Source organism: Bradyrhizobium nitroreducens, from assembly GCF_002776695.1.
In the GTDB taxonomy this organism is placed as follows: domain Bacteria; phylum Pseudomonadota; class Alphaproteobacteria; order Rhizobiales; family Xanthobacteraceae; genus Bradyrhizobium; species Bradyrhizobium nitroreducens.
The window spans coordinates 6,174,659-6,174,940 of the sequence record NZ_LFJC01000003.1; the positions used below are offsets into that span (position 1 = coordinate 6,174,659).

Genomic DNA, 282 nt, shown 5'->3' on the forward strand with positions numbered 1-282 from the left:
TCGAACCATCCTGAACCAGAGCACCCAGCGAACCCGCGCTGGTCTGGCGGGCCACGCTCACGCTCGTGTTGCCGCCGCCGGCGGCCGAACTCAGGCCAAGGGCCTTGAGCAGATCGGCCTTGCCGGTCACGTTCAGGTCCGCACCCGTCGAACTCTCCAGAATGACCTTACCGCCGGCGACCGACGAGATGGTCTGGGCAGTACCAACCGTGGCGCCGCTCTGCGTGATGGTGGCAGCACCACCGGTGATCGAAGCGCTCTGCACGCCGCTGGCCAGATCGA

General features: G+C 67.0%; 1 protein-coding gene. It reads right to left on the reverse strand.

All coding sequences use genetic code 11. From position 1 onward, the window contains the following. The coding region (locus TSA1_RS29525) for a DUF1522 domain-containing protein (protein WP_145984441.1) at positions 1-282 on the reverse strand (282 nt) is incomplete at both ends.